The following is a 20,159-nucleotide window of genomic DNA, read 5'->3' as shown; positions in this document are numbered from 1 at the left end:
GCGGCCTAGCCGCGGTCTCGGAGCTCGTCGTCCAGGTGCGCGTCCTCGTGGGCCGCGTCGAGGTCGAGCTTCGGGGAGAAGGCACGCTCGGCTGCGCGGCGCTCGACCCGGCCCGCCATCCACCGGGTGGCGGCGTCCCGTGGCTTGCGCAGCGTCAGGTACGACAGCGCCAGCGCGACCACCACCGCCACGATCGGCAGCAGCACGCCCCGCAGCCCCACCACGTAGAGCAGGCCGAGAACCACACCGAACAGCGCGAGGCGGAGCAGGGAGTAGATCAGAAGAGGCACCTAACCATGGTAGGCCGCGCACAGGGCGCACTCCGACGGACCAGGACGGACCACGACGCGGGCAAGGTCACAGCACGGGCTCACGTATCGCCCCCTGTCCACCGTAGGCTGGGGGGTATGGCACGCATACTCCTGATCCTGGTCGTCGTCGGACTCATGGCGTATGCCCTGGCCGACGTCTGGGGCGCGGACGAGGACGAACGCGCCGGACTGCCCCGCTGGCTCTGGGTGATCCTGATCGTGCTCCTGCCCCTGCTGGGCGCGATCTCGTGGATCGTGGTGCGTGTCACTGCCCGCCGCAACAACGCGGGCCCCTCGGGTCCCGGCCGCGGTGGCAGCCGCCCGACGCCTCCGTCCCCGCGCTCCCCTCGGCCCGGCCCACGCCGCCCGGCCGGCCCTGTCGCCCCCGATGACGACCCCGAGTTCCTCTGGCTGCTCGAGCAGGAGAAGCGCAAGCGCGAGCGCGAGGCCAGGGGCCACCAGGACGCCAAGGACGACGACGCCGAGAACAACAACTGATGACCATGTACCTGCTGCCAAGATCTTGAGGATCTTGGCAGCAGGTACATGGTCATCTGCTTACAGGCCTGAGTACGAGTGCTTCCCGTTGAAGATCAGGTTCACGCCGGTGAAGTTGAACAGCACGCACGCGTAACCGGCCACGACGAACCACGCCGCACGCGTCCCTGACCAGCCGCGCGTGGTGCGGGCGTGCAGGTAGGCCGCGTAGACCACCCACACGATGAAGCTCCAGACCTCCTTGGGGTCCCAGCCCCAGTAGCGGCCCCAGGCGTCCTCCGCCCAGATGGCGCCGCCGATGAGCGTGAAGGTCCACAGCACGAACGCGACCGAGTTCAGGCGGAACGAGAGCGACTCCAGGGCCGCCGGAGCCGGCGTGTGGTCGAGCCAGCCCCAGTGCCTGCTGCCGAGCAGCGGTGAGCCGTTGTCCCGACCGTCCCGCAGGAGCTGCAGCACCGACGTCACGAATGCGACGGTGAAGATACCGGTCGCGCAGATGGCGACGCCCACGTGGATCACGAGCCAGTACTTCTGCAGCGCGGGTTGGACGCCCATGGCCTCGACGAAGAACTGCTGCTGGGCGAGCACGAGGAACAGCACGCCGAGCCCGGTCACGAAGGCGCCGAGGAACCGCACGTCACGACGGGTGTTGACCCCGACGAACACCGCGACCGCCACGAACGTGCCGACCAGCGTGAACTCGTACATGTTGGCCCACGGCGCGCGGCCGGCGGCGACACCGCGCAGCACGACGGCGACGAGCAGCAGCGCGGCGGCCAGCCAGGTCACGGACATCCCGATCCCGGCGAGCTTGCGGTTCACCGCTCCGGGAGCTGCCACTCCGGTGTCGGCGCCGGGCCCGTACGGCGAGGCCGGCTCCGCGCCGCCGGCACCGACCAACACCTGCTCTCGGCTCCTGGCCGCGTCCCGCGCGTCGACTTTCGCTCCCGACAGGCGCGACAGGTCCACCGCGAACGCGATGAGCGCGACGGCGAGAGCAGTCGCGGCGCCCCAGACGAGCAGCACACTCAGGTTTGCCAGGTCCATGTTCAGTCCTTTTCTGATCTGGTCCGGGTCTCGACAGGCTCGACCACCGGGTCCGACTCGACCACCGGCTCACGCTCGACCACCGGGTCGGGCACTGCGGCGAGCGCGCGGTCGACCTCGGCCTGCAGGCCGGCGTCGTCCCCGCGGGCGAGCCCTGCGACCTCGACCACGGTAGCCCCATCCTGCGCCACGTACGCCCGCGCCCAGACGCGCCGTCGGGGCGTGAACAGCGAGACGGTGAGCCCGCCGAGCGCGAGCAGCGAGAACACGAGCACGAACCCGAGCGACGGGTCGTGCCGCAGGTCGAGCGCCACGTACCGCGGCAGCTCGTCGCCGAGGGTCAGGGTGCCGAGCCCGTCCGGGAGCTCGACCGTCTCGCCGGGCCTGGCCAGCACCTTGACGCGCTCGCCGGAGTCCTCGACGGCGGGGCTGAGCGACGCGGTGTCGAGCTCGTACACGTTCTGCGGGGTGCCCTCGTCGAGCCCCAGGTCGCCCGTGTACACCTCGAGCACGAGCAGCGGGTCGACGGGCTGCGGGAACACCGAGCGGGCGGAACCGTCGGGCTCGACCTCCGCCGTCGGCAGGAAGTAGCCGACGAGCCCGATCTGCTCGAGCCCCGGTGATACGTCCGGCACCTTCACCACGCCGCGGGACGTGTACATCGTGTCCTGCGGGACGAAGGTCACTCGACCGGAGAAGGCGATCTCGCCCTCGGCGTCGCGCACCGTGATGTCGGGCGCGAAGCCGTTGCCCTGCAGGTAGATCTTGGCGCCGTCCACCACGAGCGGGTGGTTCACCTTCACGGTCTCGGGCCGCTGCTCGCCGGAGGGCTCGGTGACGGTCACGTACGCCGTGAAGTCACGTGCCTGCGCGAAGGCGACGGTGTCGCTCGCGAACTCGGACACGAACCTGTCGAGCGTCATCGAGAACGGCACCAGCGACTCGGGGCGGAACCACGCGCCCTTCTCGAAGGTGTCGTAGTCCACCACCGCGTTGGCGAAGCCGCGGCCCTCGGTGACGATCGCCTGGCCGCGGTAGTGCAGCAGCTGGCCGGTCGCGACCGACACGAGCAGGCCGACCAGGGCCAGGTGGAACACCAGGTTCCCCGTCTCCCGCAGGTAGCCGCGCTCGGCGCTCACGGTGGCCGACGGCTGTCCCGATGGTCGCCCCGGCCCTGCGCTCGCAAGCTCGCTCCGGCCCGACGCTCCACGCACGCCTCGAGCGGGTTCCTCACCCCGGTCCACGCGGAACGTGGGCAGCCAGGAGATCTTGCCCCGCAGGCGGGCGGCGACGGCGTCGGCGGCCTGCTCCGGCGAGGCGTCGGTGCTCGCGGACGCCTTGGCAGGGAACCGGTCGAACCGGAACGGCACGCGCGGCGGCCGGCCCCGCAGGGCACGGTAGTGGGCCATCGACCGCGGCAGGATGCAGCCCACCAGCGACACGAACAACAGGATGTAGATCGCGGAGAACCAGACCGACGTGTAGACGTCGAAGAACCCGGCCTTGTCGAGCCACTCACCGGCCGTCGGGTGGTCGGCGAGGTACTCGATCACGCCGGCGGCGTCCTGGTTGCGCTGCGGCAGCACCGATCCGGGCACCGCCGCGACGGCGAGCAGCATCAGCAGCATGAGCGCCACGCGCATCGACGTGAGCTGGCGCCACATCCAGCGCAGGGTCCCCACCAGTCCCAGCGCGGGCGCGTTGGGACGGCTCGGCCTCGGCTGCTTCTCGCCGGACGACGGAGCGCCCCGCGCCGGCTCACCCTGCGTGAACTCGTCCGCTATCCCCTCGGGGACGTACCTACCCTCCTCGGCCATCAGATCACCGTCTCGAATCCGCCGATCCAGAGCTGCATGGCCCCGGTCAGCTGCGACCACAGCCCGGTGACCAGCAGCAGCCCGACCAGCACCAGCATCCCGCCACCGATCCGCAAGGCCGCGAGGCGGTGCCGGCGCAGGAAGTCCAGCATCCGCTCCGAGCTCTGCAGCCCGAGGGCGACGAGCAGGAACGGCACGCCGAGGCCCACGCAGTACGCGACGCCCAGGAGCGCACCGCGCCCCGCCGACGCCTCGTCGATCGCGAGCGCCTGCACGGCGCCGAGGGTCGGGCCGATGCAGGGCGTCCAGCCGAGCCCGAACACGACGCCGAGGAGGGGCGCGCCCCACAGACCCGCGCGCGGGGTCAGGTGGATCCGGGCCTCGCGCTGCAGGAAGGGGACGGCGCCGAGAAAGCCGAGTCCGAGCAGGATCACCACGGCGCCGAGCACGCGGGTGATGACGTCCTCCCAGCGCACCAGGTACGTGCCGAGGCTGCCGAACGCGGCACCGAAGGAGACGAAGACGACGGTGAAGCCGAGCACGAACAGCGCCACGCCGCCGACGACACGGGCGCGGGCGGGCTTGGTGCGCGTGCTCACCGCCCCGGCGGTCGTGTTCATGGAGGCGGCGGCCATGCCGCTCACGTAGCCGATGTAGCCGGGAACCAGCGGCAGCACGCACGGCGAGGCGAACGACACCAGGCCGGCCAGCACGGCGACCGGCACCGCCAGGAGCAGGGAGCCGCTGAACGCGGTGCTCGCGAGCCCGTCGCCGACGGCGGTCGTGACGGCGCCGAGGGGGCTGCCGGGAAGCATCAGGCGGCCTCCGCCAGGACCTCGTCGATCAGGGCCTCGAGCGTGGAGTGCTCCGCCTGCCCGATGACGCGCGCGGCGACGTTGCCCTCCTGGTCCAGCACCACCGTGGTGGGCACCGCCTGCAGCGGCAGGACGTCGGCCAGGCCGGCGATCACGGCGCCCGTACGATCCTCGATGCTCGGGTACGGCACGTCGAAGGTGCGCTGGAAGGCCAGGGCTGCACCGGCGTCGTCATCCGTGTTGATACCGAGGAACTGCACGCCGTCCTTGGAGTTCGCGAGCTCCACGAGGTCGGGTGCCTCGGCGCGGCACGGCGCGCACGCGGCGTACCAGGTGTTCACGACCACCACGTCACCCACCCACTCGGTGGTGTCGACGTCGTCGCCCTCGAAGGCGGTGCCCGTGATGGCGACGGGGCCCTTGCGCTCGCCGGGATCGTAGGTCTGCACCGACCCGTCCCCGGAGACGTACCCCTGCCCGACGACGTCGCTCGCGCCGGACTCCTCCGGTGCGCATGCCGTGAGCGCCGCGACGAGGCCGATGACGATGCCGACGGCTACCACTACCTGAACGACCTTGAAGGTCTTGCCCCGCATCACGCGCCGGCGACCTTGCTCGCGCCGGGGTACAGCTCTGCGGCCGGTTCCGTGTAGTGGAGGCCTACGAACCTGTCGTCCTCGAAGCTGAGGGACGTCAGGGAGGCCAGGTTGCACTGCCGGCTGCGCGGGTCGTGCCAGAGCTGGCCGCCCTCGAGCGACCGGCGGGTCAGCCACACCGGGAGCTGGTGGCTGACGAGCACGATCTCGTGGCCCTCCGCCGCCCGGCGCGCGTCCTCGATGGCCTTGCGCATGCGCTCGACCTGGTGCGTGTACGGCTCGCCCCAGGACGGGCGGAACGGGTTCCACATGTACGGCCAGTTCCGCGGGCTCTTGAGCGCACCACCGCCGTCCGCCACGGGGAGGCCCTCGAACCGGTTGCTCGCCTCGATGATGCGGTCGTCCGTGGCGAGCTCCAGGCCGAAGCTCTGCACCAGGGGCGCTGCGGTCTCCTGCGCGCGCTGCAGTGGTGAGGCGACCACCCGGACCACGTCCCGGCCGGAGTTCGTGAGGTGGTCGGCGACGATCTTCGCCATCGCCTGGCCGCGGTCGGAGAGGCGGTAGCCGGGCAGGCGCCCGTACAGGACACCGTCGGGGTTGTACACCTCGCCGTGACGCAGCAGGTGAACCGTCGTGGAAACCATGGCGCCCAGTCTCGCACCCGACCCTGGGTGCCTGTGACCTCGAGCCGGTGTGGATTGCCGTATCTCACACTGATCCGCGCCCGAAGGCCGTCGGGCGGAGGCCGGAGATGGCGCGGATGGGTGAAATACGAAGAGCCGGACAATCTCCCTAAGGGAAACTCTTGACCTTTAACGTTTAGGCCCCTTAGCGTCTCCGCCAGTTTCACCATCGCCGCTGAAACGATTCAAGGGAGATCCCGATGTCGCTCGCCCTGCGCGCTCCACGACCCCGGAGCGTCCGGCTGTTCAGCCCGCTCGTCGCCCTCGCCCTCCTCGTCCCGCTCACGGCGGTGCCACCCGCCGCCGGGACACCCGCCGCACAGGAAGCCTCTGGCCCCGCACTGACCGTGACCGAGCCGACCGTGGACCGCCGCACGGACCCCACCGGGATCCTGCCCTCCGAGCCGGTCCAGTTCTCGTGGCAGCTCGATGCCGACCGGCGCGGCGTCGTGCAGCGGGCCTACCAGGTACGGGTCTGGGCCGGCGGGACCTCCTCGGGCAGCACGCTGTGGGACTCCGGCCGGGTCCCGTCGGACCAGTCCGTCGACGTGCCGTACGACGGTCCGGACCTCACCGCCCAGAGCGAGTACACCTGGTCGGTCCGCGCCTGGGACGACGACGGCAACACCTCCGGGTGGAGCACGCCCGCGCACTTCGAGACCGCGCTGGCGGACGCCGACGCCTGGACCGGCCAGTGGATCGGCAAGGACACCTCGCAGGTCGGTGCGGAGTGGACGGACTACACCGTCACGGTGACGGCGTCGCGCATCGAGGGCGCACTCGGGATCTACGTCCGTGGCTCGGACCGGGCCAACGCGTACATGTGGCAGCTCAGCGAGGCCGAGCACGCGCTGCGGCCGCACGTGAAGGTGAACAACGGATACACGGTGCTCTCCGCTGCGCCCTTCTCCGCGGACCTCGACCTCGCCGACCGGCACGAGTACACCCTCGAGGTGGCCGGCGACACCCTGACCACGCGCGTCGACGGCGACGTCGTGGACACCCGGACCGACCCGACGCACGCGGCGGCGGGGCTCGTGGGCCTCCGCACGAGCGGGGGCGAGTCCGCGCTCGTGCACGCCATCAGCGTCACGACGCCGGACGGCGACAGCCTGCTGGACGCCACGTTCCCCGGCGACGAGCACGAGCTGTCCGACGGGCAGGCCACGCCCGACGGCCTGGCCGTGCGCGAGGGCGACGAGGCGTGGGCCGAGCAGGCGACCGACGTCCAGCTCCTGCGCACCGAGTTCGACCTGCCGGACGTCCCGGTGACCAGCGCGCGCCTCTACGCCACCGCGCGCGGGCTGTACGAGCTCGAGCTGGGCGGGAACGCGGTCGGTGACCACCAGCTCGCACCCGGGTGGACGGACTACGCGGACCGGATCCAGTACCAGACCTACGACGTCACCGACCTGCTCCAGCCCGGTACCAACGTGCTCGGGGCGCAGCTCGCGAGGGGCTGGTTCGCCGGCCGCATCGCCCAGGCGGGGTCGGAGCGGTACGGGACCACCCCGAGCCTGCTCGCCCAGCTCCGGGTCGAGCTGGCCGACGGGACCACCCGGACCATCACGACCGGCGACGACTGGTCGGTCGGGGACAGCGCGATCCGCACGTCCGACCTCCTGGACGGCGAGGGCTTCGACGCGCGCGCGGCGCACGACACCGCCGGGTGGTCGTCGCCGGGCTTCGACGCGACGGGCTGGGAGCCCGCCGACGTCATCGAGGCGCCGACGGCCCAGCTCGTCCCGCAGCAGGACCAGCCGGTCCGGGTGCTCGAGGAGCTCGGCGCCACGGCGCTCCCGTCCCCTTCTGAGGGCGTTCACCTCTATGACCTGGGGCAGAACATGGTGGGCCACGTCCGCGCCCGGCTCACCGGGGCCCCCGGCACGACGGCGACCCTCCGGTTCGGCGAGGTCCTCAACCCCGACGGAACGCTGTACACCGACAACCTGCGGACCGCCAAGGTCACCGACACCTACACGTTCGACGAGTCCGGGACCGGCGTCTTCGAGCCCACCTTCACGTCCCACGGATTCCGCTTCGTCGAGATCACCGGGGTCACCGAGGCACCGGCGGCCTCCGACGTCGTCGGTGTGGTGGTCGGCACCGACACCGAGGAGTCCAGCGAGCTGTCGACGGGCTCGGCCATGGTCGACCAGCTCGACAGCAACATCCGGTGGGGCCGCCGCGGGAACTTCCTGTCCATCCCCACCGACACCCCGGCCCGGGACGAGCGGCTCGGCTGGACCGGTGACATCAACGTGTTCGGCGAGACCGCCGCGTACACGGCCGACTCGCGCGAGTTCCTCCGCAAGTGGCTGCGCGACCTGCGCGACAGCCAGCGGGCCGACGGCGCCTACCCCGGCTTCGCGCCGGTCATCCCCGGCCACTCCGACGGCGGCATGGGTATCGCGGGCTGGGGCGACGCCGGCGTGCACGTGCCATGGACCCTCTGGCGGGCCTACGGCGACACCGACGTCGTCGAGGAGAACTACGAGGCGATGCGGCGCTACGTCGACTACCTGCACGCCGACTCCGCGGACTGGATCCGCGACGAGGGCGGGTACCTGGACTGGGTGAACCTCGACGACCCGACCGAGGCCGGCGTCGTCTCCACCGCCTTCATGGCCAAGAGCACCCGCGAGCTCGCCGAGATGGCCCGTGCCGTCGGCCGGACCGCGGACGCCGACGCGTACGACGCCGCCTTCGCCGAGATCCGGGCCGCCTACCAGCGGGAGTTCGTCGCCGACGACGGCACCGTGACCTCCGACAGCCAGACCTCGTACGTCCTGACGATCACGCACGGCCTGATGCCCGACGAGCTCGAGGACGAGGTGGCGGCCAAGTTCCTCGCGAGCCTCGAACGGCGCGACCGGCACCTGTCGGTCGGCTTCCTCGGCGTCGAGGGGCTGCTGCCCGCCCTGTCACAGATCGGGCGGGACGACGTCGCCTTCGAGATGCTCCAGCACGAGGACTACCCGTCGTGGGGCTACGAGATCGCGAACGGCGCGACGACCGTGTGGGAGCGGTGGAACTCCATCCTGCCGGACGGCTCGTTCCACGACCCGGGGATGAACTCGTTCAACCACTACGCCTACGGCGCGGTCGGCCGGTGGATGTACGGGACCATGGCCGGCGTCCGCTCGCTGGAGCCGGGCTACCGCAGGATGCTCGTCGCACCCCGGGTCGACGAACGCGTCGGGCACGTCGACTACAGCCTGGACACGCCGTACGGCGCGGTCGAGAGCGGCTGGGACGCCGAGGGCGACCGCCTGGAGGTGACCGTGACGGTCCCGGCCAACACCACTGCGGAGATCCGGGTGCCCGCCGCGTCGCGGTACGCGGTGCTCGAGTCCGGCAAGCCGGTCGCCCGGGTCCGGGGCATCGAGTTCGAGCGTATGGTCGACGGCGCCGCCGCCTTCAGCGTGGGCTCCGGGACGTACCGGTTCGTGGTCGACGAGGCCCTGGGCGACCTCGGTGACGCCCGGCAGGGCCTGGCCGAGCTCGGGGACGCCGTCGACGACGCACGCGCCGACGGTCACCTGACCCGGCCGCAGGCAGCTCGCATTGGCCGAGCGGCCGACCGCGCCGCCCGGGACACCACCCACGCCTGGTCGGCCTACCTCCGCGACGACGACGACGCTCCGGCGCACGTCCACGCCGCGCTGGCCGACGTCGGCACGCTCCGGACCGCGCTCGAGGACGCCCTGGGCGACGGGCTGCCCGAGGACGTCGCCGAGCCGCTGCTCGCCGCCACCGACGCGGCGGCGACCACCCTCGCGGACGCCTCGGGTGCGCTCCTCGGGGCGTCCGCGGCTCTGGTGGTCCCCGACGGGACCGCACTGCCCGGGTCGACCGTGCCGGTCGAGCTGAGCCTTGCGAACACCGGACGGCAGACGCTCCTGCGGCCCGAGGCAGGGCTCAGCCTGCCGGACGGCTGGACGGCGACTCCCGTGGACGGGCTCCCGGACCGGCTGGAACCGGGGGCGACGGCGGTGCAGCGCCTCGACGTGTCGCTGCCAGCCGGGCTCGCGGCGGGCAGGGCAGAGCTCACCGGGACGGTGGCCTACACCTACGGCGACTCGGCGGCCGAGCTCCGGGTCACCGGTGGGCTCGACGTCGTTCCCGCCGTCCTGGTCGACTCGGCCGTGACGACGCCCGACACGGCAGGTCCAGGAGACACGGTCACCGTGCGTGCGGCGATCGAGAACCGGTCGTCCGTGGAGCAGTCACGGACGGTGACGGTGACGGTCCCCGCGGGCTGGCCGGCACCCGAGCCGGCGAAGCTGACGCTGGCGCCGGGGGACGCCGTCGACCACGAGGTGGAGGTCCGGGTCCCCGGGTCGGTCACCGGTGGTCCCACACCGGTCGGGGTCGCCGTCGGCGTTCATGACGACGAGTCGGCACAGGCGACGCTGGACGTGCTGGTGCCGACGCCGCCTGCGGGTGTCGTCGACCATGCCGACATCGGCGACGCCGGGTCGGAGGCCGAGCACGGGCTGACCGCGTCCCCCGGCTCGGGGACCAACGTCGAGGCCGGCCTCACCCGCCGGTACACGGGCGTCACCGCGGGCGACGGGCACTTCGAGCTCGACCTCGACGTCCCCGCCGGCGAGGCGTTCGTGCTGACGGTCGTCGAGACGTACGACGGCCCGCAGCGCAAGACCTACGGCGTCCTCGCGGACGGCACCCGGGTGCTGAGCCGGGACTTCCGCAAGACGTCCGGCGGCGCGGAGGCGGTCACGTACCGGCTGGTCGTGGAGCCGTCGGCGGCGACGTCGGACGGCGTGGTGCGGCTCCGGTTCGAGGACGTACCGGGCGACTACGACCCGTCGATAGCGGACGTCTGGACCAGCACGCAGGGGGCGTAGCCACAACGCCTACCCAGCGATTCGGCCCGAACCTCCCGGGAGATTCGGGCCGAATCGCTGGGTAGGCGCCAGCTAGTCGCAGAGGGCCGTCAGGCCCTCCTCCGTTCCGCCCGAGGCCTTCGATGACTCGGCGACCTTGGCCATGATGCGGCCCAGCACGGCGAACTCCTCCGGCTCCAGCGCGTCCACCATGATGCGGCGCACCGCGGCCACATGCCCGGGGGCGGCGGTCTCGAGAGCCGCGTAGCCGGCGTCGGTCATGGTGCAGTTCACGCCTCGCCGGTCGCCCTCCGCCGCACGCCGCTCGACGAGCCCGCGCGCTTCCATGCGCGCGACCGTGTGCGTGAGCCGGCTGCGCGACAGCACCAGGCCGTCGGCGAGCGCCGACATCCGCATGGTGCGCTCCGGCGCCTCCGAGAGCTGCACCAGGAGGCTGTACTCCCCGAGGGAGAGGTCGAGCGTCCGGTCGTGGACGGCGCCGAGCGCCTCGACGAAGCGCGCGGTGCCCTCGAGGTAGTGCCGCCAGGAGCCCTGCTGCTCCTCGGTCAGCCAGCTCTCGCGCTGCTCGATCGTCTCTGCTGCCATGAGCCCACCGCTTTCGTGCTTGCCGAGCCGTCAGGAGGGTGCCCGTCGCCCGGTGTCCGACGAGGCCGGGACCCGCCCCGCTGCCGGTCTACGCCGACCGGGACACCCCTGGGAATACGTTACGGGACCGGCTATGTTAGACGTGAACGTGACTAGTTGATCTCTCAACTATCCACCCAAAACGCCGCAACAACAAGGAGTCCTCTCTCATGGCCACCTCGCTTCCCGCCGGTCTGACCACAAGCACGTACGACATCGACCCGTCCCACACCACCGCGGCCTTCTCCGTCCGCCACGCGGGCATCGCGAAGGTGCGCGGCACCATCGGCGTCGCCTCGGGCACCATCACGGTCGGCGAGGACCTGGAGTCGTCGAGCGTCACCGCCGAGCTGGACGCGGCGTCGGTCAACACGGGCGACGCCGGCCGCGACGGCCACCTGAAGAGCGCCGACTTCTGGCACGCCGAGGAGAACCCCGCCTGGACCTTCACGTCCACCGGCATCCGGCCCGACGGCGACGCGTACGTCATCTCCGGCGACCTGACCATCAACGGCGTCACCAAGGGTGTCGAGCTGGAGACCGAGTTCGCCGGCACCGCCAAGGACCCGTTCGGCAACGACCGTGCCGGCTTCGAGGCCAGCCTCGAGATCAACCGCAAGGAGTTCGGCCTGACCTGGAACGCCTCGCTGGAGACCGGCGGCTTCCTGGTTGGCGAGAAGGTCAAGATCACCCTGGACGTCAGCGCGATCGCCAAGTCCTGAACCGCTCGGCCGATTCTGTGGTGAGTTCGGTCCGATGACCTGAGATCGGTCGGTCAACCGACCGATCTCAGGTCAAGCGACCGAACTCACTGGTCTGGTGCAGCACATCCTCAGAGCGCAGCAGCCCGCGTCGCCGCGTGGAACGCCAGGATCTGCAGCTCACCGCCGACGTCGACGGACCGCACCACCACGTCGTCCGGCACCTGGAGCGCCACCGGCGCGAAGTTGAGGATCTCGCGGACGCCCGAGCTGACGACGGCGTCGGCCACGTCCTGGGCCCCGAGGCCCGGTAGGGCGAGCACGACCATGGTGACCCGCTCGCGGTGGATGACCTCGGTGACGGCGCGGACGTGCTCGACGGTCACGCCGGCCACCTGCGTGCCCACGACGTCGGGCGACGCGTCGAGGAGGGCCACCACCTGGAAGCCGCGCGTCGCGTACCCGGAGTAGTTCGCGAGCGCGTGCCCGAGGTTACCGATTCCGACGATCGCGAGCCGGTGCTCCGTCTCGAGCCCCAGGGCGACGGTGATGTACGAGGCGAGCGACTCGACGTCGTACCCCACGCCGCGCGTGCCGAACGAACCCAGGTACGACAGGTCCTTGCGCAGCTGCGCCGAGCTCACGCCCGAACGCTCGGCGAGCTCCGTCGACGAGGTGAGCCCCACCCCCTCGGCCGCGAGGTCGCGCAGGGCGCGCAAGTAGTACGGCAGCCTCCCTACTGTTGCTGCCGGAACCGTGCCGTCACTGAGTTCGACCACGCGCTGCTCCCCTCCCCGCGACCACTGTGTCGCGGGCGTACGCACACACTGCCGGGATGATCATGCCAGGAGGCGGGCCAGGCGCGCACCGTCCACGCGCCAGAATCCTTGCTGGACCCCGTCCACCTCGACCACGGGGACGTATTCCCCGTACTTCTCCCGCAGTGCGGGCGCGCTGTCGATGTCGACCTCACGCCATCGGGCTCCGGCCGCCTCGCACACCTGCACGACGACGGCGCGTGCGTCCTCGCACAGATGGCACGCCTCGCGTGTGTACAGGACTACCCGGGCTCCGGCAGGACTTGTCACGCCCCGAGGTTACGTCACACCAGGGACACCGGACGGTCGGTGTCCGGCAGGCGCCCGTCCGCCCAACGCACACCCCAGGCGAGGGCGAGGAAGACGACGGCGACGACCGCCGCGTTGGTCACCGCGCCCGCGTGACCGAGCACGTTCACGTCGAGGAACGGGTATGGGTACCAGCCGGTAGCCGCGCCCCGGAGGAAGGTATAGACGAGCCACGCGATCGGGTAGACGACCGACCACCACACAGTCCGCACGGTCACGCGCGGCCGCGGCCCGGCCCACGTCCAGACGACGAGGGCGAAGAGCGGCGACAGGACGTGCAGCATCGAGTTGGAGACCAGCCCGGCCCCCGTGAGCTCGACCAGGCCGCGCAGGACCGTGTTGTAGACGATCCCGGTGATGACGATGCACAGCAGGGCATCCAGGCGCAGCACCCGGAACACCGGCCCGTCGCGGCGCGGGTTGATCGCGAGCGCCACCGAGACGCCGCCGATCAGCAGGTTCGACTGGATCGTGAAGTAGCTGAAGAGGCGCACCATGCGCTCGGCGTGCGTCGGGGCGAGACCGGGACCGCTGGTGAGCGCGACGACCAGCTCGATCGCGAAGCCACCGAGGGCGAGCACGGCGACCAGCAGGTGGAGCACCCGCGCGAGAGGGGCCCGTTCCGGCGTGCTGATCTCGTGCGTCACGCCCTGGTTCTATCACCGGTGGACGGGGGTCGCCCGGCAGGGACTTGCGCGACCTGACACGCGGATAGAGTGACCTCTATGCCGTCGACGCACCCCTCGTCCGCCACTGCGGCGTTCTTCGACGTCGACAACACCATCATCCGTGGTGCGAGCGCCTTCCATATCGCCAAGTCCGCGTACCAGCGCAAGTTCTTCGGCACCCGGGACATCCTCAGGTTCGCCCTGATCCAGGCCCGCTACCTGCTGTGGGGCGAGAACAAGGAAGAGATCGACCAGGTGCGCGACCGCGCCCTCTCGCTCATCGCGGGCCGCAGCGTCGCGGAGATCGCGACCCTCGGCGAGGAGGTGTGGGACGCCGTGCTGTCCTTGCGGATCTATCCAGGGACGCGCCGCCTGCTCGACGAGCACATCGCGGCCGGTCACCAGGTCTGGCTCATCACCGCCACCCCGGTCGAGATCGCGCAGCTCATCGCCCGCCGGCTGGGCGCCACGGGGGCCCTCGGCACCATCGCTGAGCACAAGGACGGGTTCTACACGGGCCGGCTCAACGGCGACCTCATGCACGGCCAGGCCAAGGCGGACGCCATCGTCGAGCTGGCGGACATCAACGACATCGACCTCGACGAGAGCTACGCGTACGGGGACTCGCTGAACGACCTGCCGATGATGCGCGTGGTGGGCCACCCCTGCCCGATCAATCCCGACCTCCGGCTGCGCAGGCACGCGCAGGAGGTGGGCTGGCCCATCCGGGAGTTCCGGGGCCGGTCGCAGCGTGCGGCGGGACGCGGGTTCCGGACCGCCTCGTGGGCAGGGGCCGCGTGGGTGCTCGGCCTGGTGCTGCGTGCGGCGCGACGCCGGCTGCAGGGTCGCTAGCTCGTCGCCGGACCGTCTCCGGCCTGGCGCCGAACCCGCCCGGAGACACGAAGAAGGCCCGGCCCTCAGGGGGCCGGGCCTGCTCGTCACGCGCCAGAGGGCGCGCGCGTCACTTCTTGTTGCGGCGCTGGTGGCGCGTCTTACGAAGCAGCTTGCGGTGCTTCTTCTTCGCCATACGCTTGCGGCGCTTCTTGATGACGGAGCCCATAGGTCCTCGCAATGTTCGATCGGTCGGCGGCAGCCCGACGCCGGGCCGCTCAGCGAAATGGTCCACGGTTGGTCCGGGACAGTGACGCCAGAGTGACGATGGCCGACCAACACGAAAGGGAGTCCGCACCCTAGGCTACCTGGTGATCCGCGCGCCCTGTAATCGGCGGTGGTGTGAGTTGTGCCGACCGGAGCCCGGCGGCCGGGTCAGGGCCGCGCGGCGAACCGGTCGAGCAGCTCGGCGTGACCCGAGCAGACGAGCAGGTCGTTGGCGGAGACGCGGGTCTCCGGCGTCGCGTAGACGAAGTCCACCCCGGGCGACTTCACGCCGATCACCGTGACGCCGTAGCGCCTGCGGATGTTCGACTGCGCGAGCGTGAAGCCCTGCGCCTCCTTGGGCGGGCGCATCTTCACGATGGTGAACCCGTCCTCGACCTCGATGTAGTCGAGCAGCTTGCCGCTCACGAGGTGGGCCACGCGTGATCCGGCGTCGGCCTCCGGGAAGACGACGTGGTGCGCGCCGATGCGCGTCAGGATGCGGCCGTGCTCCGCGGAGATCGCCTTGGCCCAGATCTGCGGCGTGCCGATGTCGACCAGGTTGCCCGTGATCAGCACGGACGCCTCGAGCGACGAGCCGACACCGACCACGGCCACGCCGAAGTCCTTGGCGCCGAGCTGCTCCAGCGCCTCCGGGTTGGACGCGTCCGCCTCCACCAGGGGCAGGCGCCCCGACCACTGCGCGACCAGGTTCGGGTCCTGTTCCACGGCCAGCACGTCCTGGCCCAGCCGGTCCAGGGTCGCGCCGATCGACGACCCGAACCGGCCCAGACCGATCACCAGCACACCCGCGTCCCGCTCGGGCTTCTTCTCCGGCACGGTTATCCCTCTCTACGTTCCGTCTTCACCCCGATGTTGTCTGTCGGGTGAGACCTGCGTTCCGTTCCGGGCGAGTGCCTCGTTCCTCGGCCCTCACCCTGCACTGCACTCCGGCCTCACCCGATGATGGGGCGCTCCTCCGGGAAGCGTACGATGCGGCGGCGGTCGCGCAGCGCAAGCACCGCCACGACGGTCACCGCACCGGTCCGTCCGACGAACATGAGCGCCGACAGCCAGTACTTGGCGGCGTCGGGCAGGCCCTCCGTGATCCCGGTGGACAGGCCCACCGTCGCGAACGCCGACAGCACCTCGAACAGCACCTTGGACAGGTTGTGGTCGGTGAGCTCCAGCAGCGCGACGCAGGAGACCAGCACGATGGACGCTCCCGTGAACACCACGGCGATGGAGAGCCGCAGCACGTCGCGCGGGATGCGCCGGCCGAATGCCTCGATGTCCCGGTCACCGCGCGCCTCCGCGAAGATCGCGAGCAACATGACGGCGAGCGTGGTCACCTTGATGCCACCGGCGGTCGACGCCGACCCGCCGCCCACGAACATCAGGGCGTCCTGGATGAGCCAGCTCGACTGGGTCATGGCACCGACGTCGACCGTGCTGAACCCGCCCGAGCGGGGCATGATGCCGGCGAAGATGGCGGCCAGGAGCTTCTCGCCGAAGCTCAGCGGGCCGAACGTGTGCGGGTTGGTCCACTCCAGGACCAGGAGCAGCAGCGCGCCCACCACGAACAGCACGAAGCTGGTCATGAGCGTGAGCTTGGTGTGCAGGGAGAACCGCTGGGTCCAGCCGTGCCACCGCTGGCCGGGCCGCGGCAGCGACCGCTGGATGTTGAGGATGACCGGGAAGCCGAGCGCGCCGATGAACACGCCGAGCGCGATCGGCAGCACGAGCGTCCAGTCCCCGACGTGCGGCGCCAGGCCCTCGACCGTCGGCACGAAGCCCGCGTTGTTGAACGCCGAGATCCCGTAGAACAGCGAGTGCCAGGCCGCCGTGCCGATGTTGCCCTCGATCACCAGGAACCGGGGAAAGAGCAGCAGGGCGATCGACAGCTCGATGGTGGTGGCGGTGACGATGATGACCCGGATCAGCGAGCCGACGTCGCCCAGCTTGCTGGTCTTGGTCTCCGACGCCGTGAGCAGCTTCTGCGTCAGCCCGATCTTGCGCGACACGATCATGCCGAGCAGCGAGGCGACGGTCATGATCCCGAGGCCGCCCACCTTGATGCCGGTGAGGATGACTATCTGCCCGTACAGGGACCAGTAGGTCGCCGTGTCCTGCACGACGAGGCCCGTGACGCACACCGCGGACACCGCGGTGAACAACGCGTCGACCAGGCGTGCGCCGCTGCCGTCCGCCGTGGCGAAGGGAGCGAGGAGGAGCAGCGTGAACACGCCGATCACGCACGCGAAGACCGTGACGGCCAGCCGGGCGGGGGCCCGGAACGCGAGCTCGTCGATGTACTCCCGGAGACCGAACAGCCGGTGCCGCAAGCTTCGCGCCATCCGAACCGCTCCTTCCCCCAGCGCTCGACGATCGACGCCTTACTCTGCCACGCCGCGGGGCCTGTCCCGAGCAGAAACCCCCGCACCGGCACCAGTCCGTTACCGTGGGCTGGTGCACCTCGCCCGGCTGGTCTGGAGTCCGCGACTGCTCGAGTACGACTTCGGACCCGGGCATCCCATGTCGCCTGCCCGCCTCGCCCTCACGATGCGGCTGATCGAGGCGCTCGGTCTGCTCCGGGAGCCGACGCTCGAGGTGGTGGACGCCGAGCCCGCTTCCGACGCCGTCATCGAGACGGTGCACGACGCCGACTACGTGGCCGCCGTCCGGCACGCAGGGACCACGCTGGAGCCGGACCTGGTGCGCGGCCTCGGCACCGACGACGACCCGCTGTTCGCCGGGATGCACGAGGCCGCCGCCCGCCAGCTCGGTGGGTCCGTCGACCTCGCCGAGGCACTCTGGAGCGGGCAGATCGCGCACGGCGTGAACGTGGCCGGCGGCATGCACCACGCGATGGCCGGTGCGGCATCGGGCTTCTGCGTCTACAACGACGCCGCCGCGGCCATCCGGCGCCTGCTGGACCGGGGTGCCGAACGCGTCGCCTACCTGGACTTCGACGCCCACCACGGCGACGGCGTCGAGGCGATCTTCTGGGACGACCCGCGCGTGCTCACCGTCTCGATCCACGAGGACGGCCGAACCCTGTTTCCCGGCACCGGCGCCTCGGCCGACATCGGCTCCGGCCCTGCGGAGGGCAGCGTCGTCAACATCCCCGTCCCGGCGCGCACCTCCGGCGCGGCCTGGCTGCGGGCCATCGACGCCGTCGTACCGGCCCTGGTCCGGCAGCACCGGCCGGAGGCGATCGTGTCCCAGCACGGCTGCGACGCCCACGGCCGCGACCCGCTGTCGAACCTGAACGTCTCGGTGGATGCCCAGCTGACGGCGCAGCAGTGGGCGCACGCGCTCGCGCACGAGCACGCCGAGGGCCGCTGGCTGGCGCTGGGCGGTGGCGGCTATGCCGTGTCCGACGTCGTGCCGCTCGCCTGGGCGGCGCTCGTCGCGGAGGCGGCGCACGTGCCGCTGGAACGCGGCTCCGAGCTGCCCGGCGAATGGCGCGCGGCGGTCGAGGCCCTGGGCCTGGAGGCGGCGCAGAAGCTGGGCTCGGGGGAGGTCCCGTTCCGCCCCTGGAGCGACGGCTACGACCCGGCCGACGCCGTGGACCGCGCGGTCCAGGCCACGCGAAGGTCCGTCTACCCCCTATGGGGCCTGGACCCCCTCCTGGACTGACCGCCCCACCCCGGTCCCGCTCGGCCGCCCGGCCCGCCCGCTCGCCCGGCCAGGACTCTCTTCGAGGCCTAAGCTTCTTCGCTTTGCGGGCCCCCAAAGCGAAGAAACTTAGGCCTCGAAGGGGATCGGGGCGACCGGCGAACGAAGCGTTCGTGTCTTGTTCAGACGCGCGTCGTTTCGGTTACATGGTTGCCGGGCAGCCTCTTGGTCATGCGACGTCGCTTCGCCGCCCTGCCGGCCGCCCTGCTGATCCTGTCCACGATCGTCCCGGCCTCGGCGGCCGCTGGCGACGGGCCCGGCCGGCCGGCGCCTGCCCCCGCGACCGTCACCACCTCGGTGGAGACGCCCGCGCTGTACGACGACGAGGTCGGCGGCAACGCGTCGGGCGACGACCCGGCGATCTGGGTGCACCCGGACGACTCGGACCGTTCGCTCGTCATCGCGACGGCCAAGGAGGGCGGCCTGCGCGTCTACTCCGTGGCCGCGACCGAGCTGCAGTCGGTCGCGGCCACGGCGGCACCCCGCGCCGACGGCGTCCCCGGCCGGTTCAACAACGTCGACATCGCCTACAGCCTGGACGTGGACGGCAGGGCGACCGATGTCGCCGTCGTCTCGGACCGGTACAACGACCAGCTCCGCTTCTTCGCCATCGACCCGGCCGGCGCCGACGCCGAAGCGCCGCTGACCGAGGTCACCGCGCCCGAGCTGGACTTCCTGTTCAGCCCGGACCGGGAGACGGTCGCCGAGGACCAGACGGCGTACGGCCTGGCGGTCTACCAGCCGCGCGGCGGCGCGGCGTACGCGGTGATCACGCAGGAGGGCAGCACCACCGTCGCGACGGCCCGGCTCACGACCGGTCAGGACGGCATCGGCTACACGGACGTGGAGCACCTGGCGATGCCCGGCGAGTTCCCCCTGCCGGACGGCACCACCTGGGTCCCGTGCGAGGAGCCTGGGGTGGGTCCCCAGCTCGAGGGCGTGGCGGTCGACCGTCGCACGGGCACGCTCTACGCGGCGCAGGAAGACGTGGGCCTGTGGCGCGTGCCGCTCCCGCTGGGCTCCGGCGAGCCGCGCCTGGTCGACCGGGTCACGGACTTCGGCGTCCACGACGCCTATGACCCCGAGACCGAGGAGTGCGCCCCGGTGGACCCGGGGGCGCCGTCGTACGGCGGCACGAACCTGACGGCCGACGCCGAGGGCGTGGACATCTGGTACGGCCCCGGCCGTCAGGGCTACGTGATCGTGTCCAGCCAGGGTGACGACACCTACGGCGTCTACGCCCTGACCGGCCGCAACCGTTCGCTCGGCACGTTCCGGGTGGCCGGCGACGGTGTGGATGACGTCAACGGGTCGGACGGCCTCGCCGTGTCCAACGCACCCGTCGGCGAGTACGAGTCCGGCCTGCTGGTCACCCACGACGAGCCGGAGACCGGCCCGGACGCGGCCCCGGACCGCGACGCGACCGGCTTCTCCTACGTCCACTGGGGTGACGTGGTGCGGGCACTCGCCCTCCGCTGACGACTGGCTCGGGTGGTCGGTAGAACGTCAGGAGATCGGCAGCCCGAGTTGCCGATCACTTCCTGCCGTGGCGGCACGAGGGTGGTCACGCGCCGTCGGCGCTGGCCTGGCTCGCGGCCGCGGGGGAGCGGACCTCGCGGATCCAG

At 71.4% G+C, this 20,159-nt stretch carries 19 protein-coding genes; 6 read left to right on the top strand and 13 right to left on the bottom strand.

All coding sequences use genetic code 11. The features are described 5' to 3' along the window. Positions 1–5 precede the first annotated feature (5 nt). The gene (locus tag AB0F40_RS23060) at positions 6–290 is read right to left on the bottom strand and encodes a DUF4229 domain-containing protein (RefSeq protein WP_357473238.1); all 285 of its coding nucleotides are present in this window, start codon (positions 288–290) and stop codon (positions 6–8) included. Positions 291–407: 117 nt separating this feature from the next. Here AB0F40_RS23060 and AB0F40_RS23055 point away from each other — a divergent pair, with 117 nt between their 5' ends. Further along, entirely contained in the window at positions 408–809 is a 402-nt protein-coding gene (locus AB0F40_RS23055) for a PLDc N-terminal domain-containing protein (protein ID WP_357473235.1), read from the top strand. 60 nt (positions 810–869) lie between these two features. Here AB0F40_RS23055 and ccsB read toward each other — a convergent pair whose 3' ends face one another. From ccsB to AB0F40_RS23030, 5 genes are read right to left on the bottom strand one after another with little or no spacing between them, the layout of a single operon-like run. After that, complete coding sequence (ccsB, locus tag AB0F40_RS23050; RefSeq protein WP_357473232.1) at positions 870–1,856, bottom strand: c-type cytochrome biogenesis protein CcsB; 987 nt, start codon at positions 1,854–1,856, stop codon at positions 870–872. Positions 1,857–1,858: 2 nt separating this feature from the next. Further along, on the bottom strand, positions 1,859–3,673 hold the full coding sequence (locus tag AB0F40_RS23045) for a cytochrome c biogenesis protein ResB (RefSeq protein WP_357473229.1): 1,815 nt from the start codon (positions 3,671–3,673) through the stop codon (positions 1,859–1,861). Then, on the bottom strand, positions 3,673–4,488 hold the full coding sequence (locus tag AB0F40_RS23040) for a cytochrome c biogenesis protein CcdA (RefSeq protein WP_357473226.1): 816 nt from the start codon (positions 4,486–4,488) through the stop codon (positions 3,673–3,675). The genes AB0F40_RS23045 and AB0F40_RS23040 overlap by 1 nt, the downstream gene beginning before the upstream one ends. After that, on the bottom strand, positions 4,488–5,084 hold the full coding sequence (locus AB0F40_RS23035; protein ID WP_357473223.1) for a TlpA disulfide reductase family protein: 597 nt from the start codon (positions 5,082–5,084) through the stop codon (positions 4,488–4,490). Before AB0F40_RS23035 ends, AB0F40_RS23040 begins: the two co-directional genes overlap by 1 nt. Beyond that, positions 5,084–5,728, bottom strand: coding sequence for a histidine phosphatase family protein (locus AB0F40_RS23030; protein ID WP_357473219.1), 645 nt, complete (start codon positions 5,726–5,728; stop codon positions 5,084–5,086). The genes AB0F40_RS23035 and AB0F40_RS23030 overlap by 1 nt, the downstream gene beginning before the upstream one ends. 239 nt (positions 5,729–5,967) lie before the next feature. Between AB0F40_RS23030 and AB0F40_RS23025 the strand changes: the two genes are divergently transcribed. Next, the gene (locus AB0F40_RS23025) at positions 5,968–10,638 is read left to right on the top strand and encodes a family 78 glycoside hydrolase catalytic domain (RefSeq protein WP_357473215.1); all 4,671 of its coding nucleotides are present in this window, start codon (positions 5,968–5,970) and stop codon (positions 10,636–10,638) included. A gap of 72 nt (positions 10,639–10,710) precedes the next feature. Here the strand turns inward: AB0F40_RS23025 and AB0F40_RS23020 are convergent, their stop codons facing one another. Beyond that, positions 10,711–11,223, bottom strand: coding sequence for a MarR family transcriptional regulator (locus AB0F40_RS23020; RefSeq protein ID WP_357473213.1), 513 nt, complete (start codon positions 11,221–11,223; stop codon positions 10,711–10,713). 209 nt (positions 11,224–11,432) lie between these two features. Between AB0F40_RS23020 and AB0F40_RS23015 the strand changes: the two genes are divergently transcribed. Further along, positions 11,433–11,984, top strand: coding sequence for a YceI family protein (locus AB0F40_RS23015; RefSeq protein ID WP_357473210.1), 552 nt, complete (start codon positions 11,433–11,435; stop codon positions 11,982–11,984). Positions 11,985–12,094: 110 nt separating this feature from the next. Here AB0F40_RS23015 and AB0F40_RS23010 read toward each other — a convergent pair whose 3' ends face one another. From AB0F40_RS23010 to AB0F40_RS23000, 3 genes are read right to left on the bottom strand one after another with little or no spacing between them, the layout of a single operon-like run. Beyond that, on the bottom strand, positions 12,095–12,742 hold the full coding sequence (locus tag AB0F40_RS23010) for a redox-sensing transcriptional repressor Rex (protein WP_357473207.1): 648 nt from the start codon (positions 12,740–12,742) through the stop codon (positions 12,095–12,097). Between the two features lie 60 nt (positions 12,743–12,802). After that, positions 12,803–13,051: a glutaredoxin family protein gene (locus AB0F40_RS23005; protein ID WP_357473204.1), complete on the bottom strand. Its 249-nt coding sequence runs from the start codon at positions 13,049–13,051 to the stop codon at positions 12,803–12,805. Between the two features lie 14 nt (positions 13,052–13,065). Then, entirely contained in the window at positions 13,066–13,737 is a 672-nt protein-coding gene (locus AB0F40_RS23000; RefSeq protein WP_357473201.1) for a Pr6Pr family membrane protein, read from the bottom strand. Between the two features lie 78 nt (positions 13,738–13,815). Between AB0F40_RS23000 and AB0F40_RS22995 the strand changes: the two genes are divergently transcribed. Further along, complete coding sequence (locus AB0F40_RS22995) at positions 13,816–14,610, top strand: HAD-IB family hydrolase (RefSeq protein WP_357473198.1); 795 nt, start codon at positions 13,816–13,818, stop codon at positions 14,608–14,610. 109 nt (positions 14,611–14,719) lie between these two features. On the opposite strand, the gene AB0F40_RS22990 is transcribed toward AB0F40_RS22995, so the two are convergent. The 3 genes from AB0F40_RS22990 to AB0F40_RS22980 all read right to left on the bottom strand — a co-directional run bounded on the left by AB0F40_RS22990 (position 14,720) and on the right by AB0F40_RS22980 (position 17,210). After that, a complete protein-coding gene (locus AB0F40_RS22990; RefSeq protein WP_003792170.1) occupies positions 14,720–14,818 on the bottom strand; it encodes an AURKAIP1/COX24 domain-containing protein in 99 nt (32 codons plus the stop codon). 206 nt (positions 14,819–15,024) lie between these two features. Continuing rightward, positions 15,025–15,693 (bottom strand): TrkA family potassium uptake protein, encoded by a 669-nt coding sequence (locus AB0F40_RS22985; protein WP_357473195.1) that lies wholly within the window; start codon positions 15,691–15,693, stop codon positions 15,025–15,027. Positions 15,694–15,809: 116 nt separating this feature from the next. Continuing rightward, entirely contained in the window at positions 15,810–17,210 is a 1,401-nt protein-coding gene (locus tag AB0F40_RS22980) for a potassium transporter TrkG (protein ID WP_357473192.1), read from the bottom strand. 112 nt (positions 17,211–17,322) lie between these two features. Here AB0F40_RS22980 and AB0F40_RS22975 point away from each other — a divergent pair, with 112 nt between their 5' ends. Both AB0F40_RS22975 and AB0F40_RS22970 read left to right on the top strand, forming a co-directional pair. Further along, positions 17,323–18,495 (top strand): acetoin utilization protein AcuC, encoded by a 1,173-nt coding sequence (locus AB0F40_RS22975; protein WP_357473189.1) that lies wholly within the window; start codon positions 17,323–17,325, stop codon positions 18,493–18,495. Positions 18,496–18,705: 210 nt separating this feature from the next. After that, complete coding sequence (locus tag AB0F40_RS22970) at positions 18,706–20,013, top strand: phytase (RefSeq protein ID WP_357473186.1); 1,308 nt, start codon at positions 18,706–18,708, stop codon at positions 20,011–20,013. Positions 20,014–20,159: the final 146 nt, after the last annotated feature.

Source organism: Promicromonospora sp. NPDC023987 (assembly GCF_040639055.1).
Taxonomy (GTDB): Bacteria; Actinomycetota; Actinomycetes; order Actinomycetales; family Cellulomonadaceae; genus Promicromonospora.
Note: the sequence above shows the minus strand (reverse complement) of the source record. Positions and strands in the feature narration are given on the sequence as shown.

Excerpts from the sequence above, each read along its gene's own strand:
- AB0F40_RS22970 (WP_357473186.1), top strand. The coding sequence starts at position 18,706 with ATGCGACGTCGCTTCGCCGCCCTGCCGGCCGCCCTGCTGATCCTGTCC.
- AB0F40_RS23035 (WP_357473223.1), bottom strand. The coding sequence starts at position 5,084 with ATGCGGGGCAAGACCTTCAAGGTCGTTCAGGTAGTGGTAGCCGTCGGC.
- AB0F40_RS23025 (WP_357473215.1), top strand. The coding sequence starts at position 5,968 with ATGTCGCTCGCCCTGCGCGCTCCACGACCCCGGAGCGTCCGGCTGTTC.
- AB0F40_RS23020 (WP_357473213.1), bottom strand. The coding sequence starts at position 11,223 with ATGGCAGCAGAGACGATCGAGCAGCGCGAGAGCTGGCTGACCGAGGAG.
- AB0F40_RS23040 (WP_357473226.1), bottom strand. The coding sequence starts at position 4,488 with ATGCTTCCCGGCAGCCCCCTCGGCGCCGTCACGACCGCCGTCGGCGAC.
- AB0F40_RS23055 (WP_357473235.1), top strand. The coding sequence starts at position 408 with ATGGCACGCATACTCCTGATCCTGGTCGTCGTCGGACTCATGGCGTAT.
- AB0F40_RS23015 (WP_357473210.1), top strand. The coding sequence starts at position 11,433 with ATGGCCACCTCGCTTCCCGCCGGTCTGACCACAAGCACGTACGACATC.
- AB0F40_RS22990 (WP_003792170.1), bottom strand. The coding sequence starts at position 14,818 with ATGGGCTCCGTCATCAAGAAGCGCCGCAAGCGTATGGCGAAGAAGAAG.
- AB0F40_RS22980 (WP_357473192.1), bottom strand. The coding sequence starts at position 17,210 with ATGGCGCGAAGCTTGCGGCACCGGCTGTTCGGTCTCCGGGAGTACATC.
- ccsB (WP_357473232.1), bottom strand. The coding sequence starts at position 1,856 with ATGGACCTGGCAAACCTGAGTGTGCTGCTCGTCTGGGGCGCCGCGACT.
- AB0F40_RS23045 (WP_357473229.1), bottom strand. The coding sequence starts at position 3,673 with ATGGCCGAGGAGGGTAGGTACGTCCCCGAGGGGATAGCGGACGAGTTC.
- AB0F40_RS22995 (WP_357473198.1), top strand. The coding sequence starts at position 13,816 with ATGCCGTCGACGCACCCCTCGTCCGCCACTGCGGCGTTCTTCGACGTC.
- AB0F40_RS23030 (WP_357473219.1), bottom strand. The coding sequence starts at position 5,728 with ATGGTTTCCACGACGGTTCACCTGCTGCGTCACGGCGAGGTGTACAAC.